The sequence below is a fragment of the Streptomyces beijiangensis genome (assembly GCF_017315755.1).
Classification (GTDB): Bacteria; Actinomycetota; Actinomycetes; order Streptomycetales; family Streptomycetaceae; genus Streptomyces; species Streptomyces beijiangensis.
Genome location: NZ_JAFLRJ010000087.1, coordinates 1 through 9,974, shown reverse-complemented (window position 1 = coordinate 9,974; position 9,974 = coordinate 1). Strand labels below are relative to the sequence as shown.

Genomic DNA, 9,974 nt, shown 5'->3' with positions numbered 1-9,974 from the left:
GGAAGCGGGGTACCGCAACGCTCTCTCCTCGCCGCTGCCCCACCGTGGATCTCCTGCCCCTGCCCGGTCCGTACACGGCTGCGGACGGTACCGCGCCCCACCCAGGCTGTCGGCAGCCGCGCCGTCCGGCTATTCGGCCTCCGCCATCCGGGGGACCCCGCCGGGGTCTACCGGGTGCCGAGCGCGACGGCGTCCACCGCCAGTACGGCGACCGCCATCGCCAGGAACAGGGTGTACGCCCCCAGCGCCCGCCCCCGGTCCCCCGCGGCGAGCTGGCGCGAGAGCACCCATCCGAAAACCACCACTTCGGCCCCGGCCCCGGCGACACCGGCCGCCGGCACCCAGAGCCCGGCGACGATCCCCACGGTGGCGAGCGTGTGCACCACGCCGAGCAGCGAGACGAGCCACAGCCGCCGCCCCTCCAGCACACCGGTCCGTGTCAGCTGGTCGAGGCGTTCGAGGCCCACCCGGGCACGTGTGACGGCGACGACGGCCGACGGCACGACCTCCAGCAACAGCAGTACCGAGAGCCCCACCCGTATACCGAACACCGCATTCCTCCCGTCAACGACGAAGGCCCGGCACATGATNNCCCCGCGTCGGTAAACACAACCCTACGGCACGCGGGGAGGAGCCTTTACCAATCAGCCCCCGAGGAGAGCGAAGGCGCCTGCTACACGCACCGGCGCCCCGGCCGCGCTCTACGGCCCGCGCCCGACGGCGGCCTGACCCCGGGCCTCAGCCCAAGTGGACGGCGGGCGCGCCATCGGTGACCTGCTGCCTCCCCGCGTTGACGGCGCATGCGGTGACGACGAGGCCGGCCAGGAACACCACGCCCGCGCCGACGAACGCCATGGTGTAGCCATGGGTCAGCGCGTCGGCCGCCTTCTCCACCAGGCCGCCGTCGTGAGTGGCCAGGCCCCGGTACAGGGACGCGGACGCCTCGGGCAGACGGTTGTTGGCCGCCGAGGTGGAGATGCTCGTCAGTACGGCCAGACCGAGCGCCCCGCCGATCTGCTGGGCGGTGTTCAGCAGCGCGGAGGCGATACCGGTCTCCTGGTGCCGTACGGCACTGACCGCACCCAGCGTCATCGGGACGAAGCTCATGCCGAGGCCGAGCGCGGTGACGAACATCGCCGGCATCAGATGCCCCGTGTACGACGAGTCGGGCGTGAGCGTCGCGAACCAGAACATGCCCCCGGCGGCGACCAGCAGACCGGGCCCCGCGATCACGCGCGGGGCGTAGTGCGTGACCAGCTTCGAGCTGACGGTCGCCGCGATGCCCATGCCCAGACTGAAGGGGAGGTTGGCGAAGCCCGTCCTCACCGCGCTGTAGCCCAGGATCAGCTGCATGTAGAGCGTCAGGAAGTAGAACGTGGCCATCATCCCGGCGCCGATGAACAGCATGGTGGCGTAACTGCCGGACCGGTTGCGGTCCTTGAAGAGCCGCAGCGGCAGCATCGGGTCCGCGGCGCGGCTCTGTACGGTCAGGAACACGGCCAGCAGGACGACGGCAGCGGCGAAGCAGCCCAGCGTGAGCCCGTCGGTCCAGCCGTGTTCACCGCCGCGCGTGATGCCGTAGACGAGGGCGATCAGACCGCCGGTGCCGGTGACGGTGCCGGGGATGTCGAGGCGACCGGGGTGGCGTTCGGCCTCGACGAGCGACTTCGTCCCCGCGAGGACGGCCAGGCCAATGGGGATGTTCACGAAGAACACCCACCGCCAGTCCAGGGCGTCGGTCAGTACGCCGCCGAGCAGCAGGCCTACGGTGGCGCCGATGCCGGCCATGGCCGCGTACACGCCCATCGCCTTGTTGCGCGCCTTGCCCTCGGGGAACGTCGTAGCGATCAGCGACAGCGCGCTGGGCGCCGCGATGGCCGCGCCGACGCCCTGCAGGATGCGCGCGCCGATCAGCAGCCCCTCGTCCGGGGCGAGCCCGCCCAGCAGCGAGGCCAGCGTGAAGACGGCGATGCCCACCTGGAACATCCGCCGGCGCCCGAACAGGTCGCCGGCCCGGCCGCCGAGCAGCAGCAGCCCTCCGAAGGCCAGCGCGTACGAGTTGACGATCCACGCCAGATTCGCGTCGGAGACGTCCAGGGCGGTCTGGATGCTCGGCAGGGCGATGTTCGTGATCGTGCCGTCGAGAACCACCATCAGCTGGGCCGCGGCGATCACGAACAGGGCGAGACCGAGATGCCGGCCTCTGGGGGAAACACCGGAGGAATCAGAAGGTGCCGGGGCAGTGACAGCCACGCTGTCAGCAGACATGAAAGAGCTCCCAAATGGACTGGATGAATTTGTCCGGAGCGGAGAACGAGAAGGAGTCGCAATTACTTTGCGGCATTCAATCCGAAAGCAGCGCAACGACGGCGCGCACGGCCTGGGTCCGGGACGACTATGAACACTAACACCCGCTGACCTGGTCTTTATCGCGCTTGACATTCCCATTCGGGTTGTGAACACCCAATTTCGAGAGCTTTCCTGATTGCTCTTGCATTCCCGGAAAAACTGTGAGCAACAGGAAATTGCTCTGCTCTCCGAGACCACACTTCCCGGAGAAATGCAAATACTCCGCTCACGCACGAGCCCTGACACGCAGGAGCGCCCCGCCCGGATGAGACCGGTCGGGGCGCTGCGCAGCAGGTCTGAGGGGTTACGGGCTCCTACGAAGCACGCTGCTCGAACGCGCGTGACGCCTTTCGGCGCTTCGGGTCGAAGGCGTCGGTCGCGCCCGCACCGTCGTTGCCGGGGCCGCTGTTCCAGCCGCCGATCTTGCGCGCGACACCCTTCAGACGAGGATGGCCGGGCTTGAGCGCGATCTCGAAGTGCGATTCCTTCGGCGTCGTGAAGTCGCCGCCCCAGACGACGGCGCCGTCGAGCTCGGCGACAATGTCCCGGATCACGATCAGCTCGTTCGGATACAGGTTGCCCTGCGCGCCGACCGGGTACGACGCGGGCCGGATCGCTATGGCGCTGCCGGACAGGTAGTTGGACTCGTATGCCTCGGTCACCCTGCGGTTGTTCGTCCAGCCGTGGACGTCCCCGGCCCGCAGGGAGTCGATCTCGTAGTGGAATCGACGGGCCACGTACAGGAGGACCGTGGCAGCGTCCCCTTCGGCGAGCGCGACCTCCCGGCCGCTGCCCTCGATGGTGAAGCCGGTGGCCTCGTCCAGGACGGACCAGCCGTTCTTCGAGGTCGGTCTCTCCCATATGGAGGTGTCGGCGGATGCCGTGCCGGCGCCGCCGAGGTTGGCCAGTGCTGCGGCAGCGGCGATGCCGGATGTGGCACCGATGAACTGGCGCCGTGACAGACCGGTCAGGTTCATGACTGATTTCCCTTTCTGGACAAACTGATGAGGCGCGCGGTGCCGAACCCGAGAAGGACGGCGACAGCGACCAGGGAGACGACGGCACACACCACGACGGCTGGATCGACCCAGCCGGGAACCAGGTCGAAGTGCGCGTTGCACTTGTTGTGCAGCGGGAAGAGCTTCCGGAACTCCGCGGTATGGGATTCCCAGTACGCCGCGTCGTAGCGCTGGTGATGGACGAACTGACAGGTCTTCCGCAGGTCGAGACCCGTGCTGAACACACCTCGGATCCAGGATGCGAGGCCGACGAGGAGCGCGACGGAGCACAGGCGTGTCCACCACATCGGGCGCCGCCATGATCCGTCCCGCAGACCGACGGTGATGCGGTAGACGTTCCACAGGTTCCACAGCAGCCAGACGACGAGGATCACTGCGGCGGCAACGGCTCCGGCTTGCTTCATGTCCTTGTTCTATCCGTGTCACCGAGTGGCGCGCGCACGGGCCGCCTTCAGATACTTCGCGTGGTTCGCCTGGTACGTGGCCTGGTTGCTCGTCTCCGTGCCCATGCGGGCCAGCACTGCGTCGACGAATCCCTGCTCGAAATTGCTGAGCTTGTCACCGCCGCCCGGAAGGTTCTGGTAGGCCGCCGGCAGCGCCGCTCCCGAACCGGTGATGAGGTAGAGCTGGGCGGCGGAGAGAGTCGCGTCCACTGAGGTCAGGGCGTTGTGGACGGATGTCTTGCAATCGGTGGCGTTGCCCCACCTGTTGGTGAAGTAGTCGTTGAAGCGCCTCAGGCCACCACCGCCGTTGTAATGGTCCTTCACGGCGTCGACGATGGTCTTCCCGCCGCGCACGGCCCGGGCGAGGAGGTACCCGTCGGCGTCCTCGATGAGGTCGTTGAAGCCGAATGACGAATTGACGCCGGGGACGGCGAGCTTGTCGTGGGCGAACTGCAGAGGGTCGGCGTACTGCTCCTCGGAGTTGCGCCAGTCGGCCCAGAACGTCATCACATCGCCGGCCCAGCCACCGACGTCGCCTCCGTTGGCAGCCATCTTGTTGCCCGGCTGATCCGTCAGCACATGGGCGTTGGCCGTGGCCATCATGTGCTCGGAACCGAGTTTGTAGCCGGTGAAGGGATCCGTGAAGAGCGCCTTGATGCTCATCCCCTTCGACTCGCAGTAGTCGACGAACCCCGAGTCGTACGAGCCGATGAGGTACCACCAGCCGAGCTTGTTGGCCGTGCCCTTGTCGCCGTACGACGAGTGGCGGATGTACTCCATGACGAGCTGGCTGCGCTTCTGGCCACTGGCGCCGTACGCGCCTGCCAGGTCGTACAGGTTCTGGATGTAGCCGATGAAATCGTCCGCGGGTCCTCCGGCGTCGTTCACCGAGGAGACGCCGCGGTCGAGCCCGGAGGAGACATCGTTGTCGAGGTCGAATGAATCGGCTCCGTTGGTGACCTTGAATTCCTTGATCTGGTTGAAGGTCCAGTTCCTTGGAATGGGGAATCCGAGGTTGCCGGAGAACCCCCAGGACATCCCGGAGACGAAGGAGAACCGGGCGAACGTCTTGTCGCTGACGGTACTGCAGACATTCCGGGAACCGTATACGCCGTGTGTGTACTTCTTTCCCTGGGCGGCGAGAGCGGCCTGCACACCCTGGAAGTACGGCACGACAGCGCTCGCGATCTCCTCACCGGTCGCGTCGTAATCGACGGCGAAGTAGATGGTCGTGCCCCGGTTGAATCCATAGCCGGAGGCGCAATTGTGCGCGTTCAGGCCGTGCTGGTAGCCGTTGGTGTAGGTGAAATCTCCGAGTGCGCGGGCGTTGTCCTGATAGATCGGGAAGACCTTGAGACCGTTGCTGAAGATGACGTCCAGCTCGCCGGGCTTGATCTCCTTGTCGAGGGTGGAGCCGGGAGGGTCGTAGATGTAGCGCCCGACGAACCGGTAATTGTTGGCGTACAGCCACTGGGCACGGGAGCTGGTGATCTCGTACCGCGTGTCCGACCCGGTCACAGCACGCTCGGGGTCACCCATGGAGACGAGGAGCTGGGCCCACGTCTGGTAGTCGCCGGCCCCGTTCTCGGTCAGCTTGTTGAACTTCTGGAAGGGACGGACCCAGTCGGCGAGGCCGGAGTCGAAGGAGGACCGCCACGTGGTGAGGACGTCGTTGCCGTCGCTGTCGTAGGTCGGGGAGTTGAAGAGGCAGGCTGCGGAGAAGAGCTGGACGAAGACCCCGGAGTCGCCCTGGGCGAGCGTGTGGGACTGCAGACCGGCCTGGGTGGCGGGTCCGAAGGTGCCGGTCGGCGCGGAGATACCCAGCTCGTACTGGAGAGCGACCATCAGCGACTTCTGGACATCACGTGAGTAGATGCCGTCGCAGGGACCGAGGCTGTACGCGTCCTTGAGCCAGTAGCGGCCGTTGAGCCACTGCTGGATCTCGCGGATCCCGTCGGTGCCTCCGGCCACGACGACATAGGCGTCCATATTGAGAATGGCCTTGGCGACTTTGGCGTTGATGACGCCTTCGCCGCCGATTCCCATATTGCTGCGAAATTTCTCGACGGCGTCACGGGTGACTCCGGTGAACCAGCCCTCGCTTTCGGGCTCGACGGCCCAGTAGCCCTTGCACCACAGACCGAACTCGAGAATCGCGACGATGTTCCGATTCGTGTCCCACTCGAAGCCGATGTCGCCGAGGGCGGCAACCTTCGCATAGGTGGTGGGCCCGAATGACGCGACGACCGGGCTGATACCCAGTTCATGCTGGAGCGCCATGGTCAGGGAATTCATGGTTCCCCAGCCGGTCTGGCCGTTCTCCGGACAGGACACGTAGCCGGATACGCTGCTGTAATGGGAGTTCACCCACTTCTGGGCCCTGAGAACTTGTTCGTCTGCCATGACTGATTCCTCTCGCGCGGCTCACCAGGGGCGATCGGACGGCCCGGTTGCGGTGCCGTCCTCCGCGACGCGTGCATCCACCCGCCGACCGTCACCCCGGGCAAACGGGACCGCACGCACACCGCGGGTAGCGCTGATCCGGTCGTACGGGCCCCCGACCGCACACACGGGCCGGCAATCCCACGCCTGCCGGTGCCGTCCCAGCGCATGGGGAGACCTCCGGACCAAGCGCGACCTTGATCACATTACCTTCACCAACTGTGCCTGCAAGTAAAGGTGTTGAGAAAAAACCGGTGCCGGTACCGACCCGGTCACCGAGGGGCGGGATGTACGCACCGCCCCCGCAGGAGCCCGGTCAGAGACGTGCGCTCCGCGGTGCGGGTCAGCAGCCTCCGGAGGCAGTGGTCCGGGCGGTGGCGGGAGCGCCGAGCTGGATCAGGGCGGGTGCCGGGGTGCAGCAGCCGCCCACTGCTTCCTGGTCGGTGTCGGGGGTGTCGGGGGTGTCGAAGAGGCCGGCGCCGCCGCAGACCCCGGTCTCGGGGAGGGTGAGTTCGACGCGGTCGGCGGAGTCGGTGTCTCCGGCGAGGGCGGCGACGACCGAGCGGACCTGCTCGTAGCCGGTCATGGCGAGGAAGGTGGGGGCGCGGCCGTAGGACTTCATGCCGACGAGGTAGACGTCCTGTTCGGGGTGGGACAGTTCGCGGTGGCCGTGGGGGTAGACGGTGCCGCAGGAGTGCTGGTTGGGGTCGATGAGCGGGGCCAGTTCAGCGGGGGCCTGCAGGCGCTCGTCGAGGCCGAGGCGGAGTTCGTCGAGGAAGGTCAGGTCGGGGCGGAAGCCGGTGAGCACGATGACCTCGTCGACCGCGTCGAGGCGGCGGCCGTCCTCGGCGACCAGGGCCAGGCGGCCGTCGGTGTCCCGCTCGATGGCGTCGGTGCGGAAACCGGTGACCGCATCTGCGTGTCCGTCGTCGACGGCCGCCTTCGCGGCCAGGCCGAGGGCGCCGCGGGCGGGCAGCTGGTCGGCCTCGCCGCCGCCGAAGGTGGAGCCGCTGATGCCGCGCCGCAGGATCCACAGTCCCCTGGTGCCCGCGCCGTCCTCGGTCTTGGCGAGGTCGGCCAGGTGGGCCAGGGCGGTGAAGGCGGAGGCGCCGGAGCCGATGACGGCGGTGCGCCTTCCCGCGTAACGGGCGCGTACGGCGGGGTCGTCGAGGTCGGGGACGCGGTAGGTGATGCGGTCGGCGGCGGCGCGTTCGCCGAGGGCGGGCAGGCCGCTGCCGCCCGCCGGGGACGGGGTGGCCCAGGTGCCGGATGCGTCGATGACGGCGCGGGCGAAGATCCGCTCCTCGCGGCCGTCGGCGTGGGTGACGTGGACGACGAAGGGCTGGGTCGCGCGGTCGGCGTCGACGATGCGGTCGCGCCCGGAGCGGGAGACGCCGGTGACCCGCGTGCCCGTACGCACCTTGTCGCCGAGAATCTCGGCGAGGGGCTGCAGGTAGTTGTCCGCCCAGTCGCCGCCGGAGGGGTAGGTGTCCGGGTCGGGGCGGGTCCAGCCGGTGGGGGCGAGCAGCTTCTCGGCGGCCGGGTCGACGACTTCGGCCCAGGTGGAGAAGAGCCGGACGTGCGACCAGTCGCGCACCGCGGAAGCAGCCGTGGGCCCGGCTTCCAGGACGAGCGGTTCGATGCCGCGCTCGATGAGGTGGGCGGCGGCGGCCAGGCCGATGGGACCGGCGCCGATGACCACGGTCGGCAGGCCTGTGGTGCTCTCGCTCATCACGTGCTCCAGGGCAGTCAGGAGGACATCGAACTCTTGCTTCGACGTCTGTCGATATGAGGAAGCTTGCCAGGCGGTATCGATGGATGTCAATATTGACAGATGTCGAACTTGAGCGTGGTGGAGCTGCCGGTCCTGAACCAGCCGGACGAGGCGGTGGCACCGTGCTGCCCGCCGCTGAACGAGCGGCCCCTGAGCGCCGAGGAGGCGGAGCGGACCGCGAAGATGTTCAAGGCGCTCGGCGATCCGGTGCGGCTGCGGCTGTTCTCGCTGGTCGCCTCGCACGAGGGCGGCGAGGCGTGCGTGTGCGACATCTCCGACGTCGGCGTCTCCCAGCCGACCGTCTCCCACCACCTGAAGAAGCTCAAGGACGCCGGCCTGCTGTCCTCCGAGCGGCGCGGCACCTGGGTCTACTACCGCGTCGAGCCGAGCGTCCTGGCCGCGATGGGCCAGCTGCTCACCACCGCGGCCCGCTGATCCGAGCCGATCCGTGCGTGCAAGCGGCCGGGGCACCCCCGACGGGGGCCCCGGCCGCTTGTGCGTCCCCGGCACAGATCAGGAGACGAGGAACTTCCGCCGCCAGGCCAGCGACACGTACACGAGCGCGACCAGGACCGGCACTTCGATGAGCGGGCCGACCACGCCGGACAGGGCCTGGCCGCTGGTGACGCCGAAGGTGGCGATGGCGACCGCGATGGCCAGCTCGAAGTTGTTGCCCGCCGCCGTGAAGGCGAGCGTCGCGGTCCGGTCGTAGGCGAGCCCGATCGCCTTGCCGAGGAAGAACGTCCCGAACCACATCACCGCGAAGTACACCAGCAGCGGCAGCGCGATCCGTACGACATCCAAAGGCTGCGAGGTGATCGTCTTGCCCTGCAGGGCAAACAGGATGACGATCGTGAACAGCAGCCCGTACAGCGCCCAAGGACCGATCTTCGGCAGGAAGTCGGACTCGTAGCGCTCACGTCCCAGCTTCCGCTCTCCGATGCGGCGGGTGAGGAATCCGGCCAGCAGCGGGACGCCGAGGAAGATGACGACGTTCAGGGCGATCTTCCCCATGGAGATGTCCAGGTGCTCGCCGTCACCCAGGCCGAGCCAGCCGGGCAGCAGGTCCAGGTAGAGCCAGCCGAGCAGGCCGAACGCCAGGACCTGGAACACCGAGTTGAGCGCGACCAGCACGGCCGCGGCCTCGCGGTCACCGCAGGCGAGGTCGTTCCAGATGATGACCATCGCGATGCAGCGGGCGAGCCCGACGATGATCAACCCGGTGCGGTACTCCGGCAGATCCGCCAGGAAGATCCACGCCAGCGCGAACATCACGGCCGGGCCGATCAGCCAGTTGATGACCAACGAGGACACCATGAGCCTGCGGTCGCCGGTGACGGCGTCGAGCTTGTCGTAGCGGACCTTGGCCAGCACCGGATACATCATGACCAGCAGGCCGACCGCGATCGGCAGGGAGATCCCGCCGATCTCGACCTTGGCGAGCGCGTCGTTCAGGCCGGGGATCAGGCGTCCGAGGCCGAGGCCGAGCGCCATGGCGAGCAGGATCCACGCGGCGAGGAAACGGTCCAGGGTGGAGAGCTTCGCGACCACCCCTGCCTGCTCGCCGCTGGTCCTGCCGGTGGTGGCGGGTTCGGTGGACGTCATCAGCAGGCCCGCTTCCGGCCGGTCTCCACGGTCTCCCTGGCAGTGCCGGCAAGTTCGGCGAAGGCCGCGGCCAGGGCGTCGAGGACCTCGGGCTTCAGCTTGTAGTAGATGAACCGGCCGCACGGCTCGGTGTCCACCACGCCCGCCTCGCGCAGCACCTTCATGTGGTTCGAGAGATTGGTCTGCTTGGCTCCGGTCTCCTCGACCAAGTGCGTGGTGCACAGCGTCTCGTGGGCGAGCAGGGTCACGATCTGGAGCCTGAGCGGGTCGGCCAGCACCCGCATCAGTTCAGTGTCGACTGACGTCATCATGGGCTGATACTGTCACATCATCCAAGACTGA

General features: G+C 67.8%; 9 protein-coding genes. 1 reads left to right on the top strand and 8 read right to left on the bottom strand.

Translation table 11 applies throughout. The features are described from left to right. Positions 1–167: 167 nt before the first annotated feature. From J0695_RS09915 to J0695_RS09890, 6 genes are all read right to left on the bottom strand, one after another. Complete coding sequence (locus J0695_RS09915) at positions 168–551, bottom strand: hypothetical protein (protein ID WP_206961531.1); 384 nt, start codon at positions 549–551, stop codon at positions 168–170. A 187-nt stretch (positions 552–738) separates the two neighbouring features. Continuing rightward, positions 739–2,268: an MFS transporter gene (locus J0695_RS09910; RefSeq protein ID WP_206961530.1), complete on the bottom strand. Its 1,530-nt coding sequence runs from the start codon at positions 2,266–2,268 to the stop codon at positions 739–741. A gap of 395 nt (positions 2,269–2,663) precedes the next feature. Beyond that, the gene (locus tag J0695_RS09905) at positions 2,664–3,326 is read right to left on the bottom strand and encodes a hypothetical protein (protein ID WP_206961529.1); all 663 of its coding nucleotides are present in this window, start codon (positions 3,324–3,326) and stop codon (positions 2,664–2,666) included. Next, entirely contained in the window at positions 3,323–3,772 is a 450-nt protein-coding gene (locus J0695_RS09900; RefSeq protein ID WP_206961528.1) for a hypothetical protein, read from the bottom strand. The genes J0695_RS09905 and J0695_RS09900 overlap by 4 nt, the downstream gene beginning before the upstream one ends. Positions 3,773–3,790: 18 nt before the next feature. Beyond that, complete coding sequence (locus J0695_RS09895; RefSeq protein WP_206961527.1) at positions 3,791–6,214, bottom strand: glycoside hydrolase domain-containing protein; 2,424 nt, start codon at positions 6,212–6,214, stop codon at positions 3,791–3,793. 382 nt (positions 6,215–6,596) lie between these two features. After that, entirely contained in the window at positions 6,597–7,985 is a 1,389-nt protein-coding gene (locus J0695_RS09890; protein WP_242552446.1) for an NAD(P)-binding domain-containing protein, read from the bottom strand. A 102-nt stretch (positions 7,986–8,087) separates the two neighbouring features. On the opposite strand from J0695_RS09890, the gene J0695_RS09885 reads away from it, so the two are divergent. Further along, positions 8,088–8,462 carry an ArsR/SmtB family transcription factor gene (locus tag J0695_RS09885; RefSeq protein ID WP_206961525.1) on the top strand — a complete coding sequence of 125 codons (375 nt, stop codon included), beginning with the start codon at positions 8,088–8,090 and terminating at the stop codon, positions 8,460–8,462. Positions 8,463–8,540: 78 nt separating this feature from the next. Here J0695_RS09885 and arsB read toward each other — a convergent pair whose 3' ends face one another. Then, positions 8,541–9,632 (bottom strand): ACR3 family arsenite efflux transporter, encoded by a 1,092-nt coding sequence (arsB, locus tag J0695_RS09880; protein ID WP_206961524.1) that lies wholly within the window; start codon positions 9,630–9,632, stop codon positions 8,541–8,543. Further along, positions 9,632–9,943, bottom strand: a complete 312-nt coding sequence (locus J0695_RS09875; RefSeq protein ID WP_206961523.1) for an ArsR/SmtB family transcription factor — start codon at positions 9,941–9,943, stop codon at positions 9,632–9,634. Before J0695_RS09875 ends, arsB begins: the two co-directional genes overlap by 1 nt. Positions 9,944–9,974: the final 31 nt, after the last annotated feature.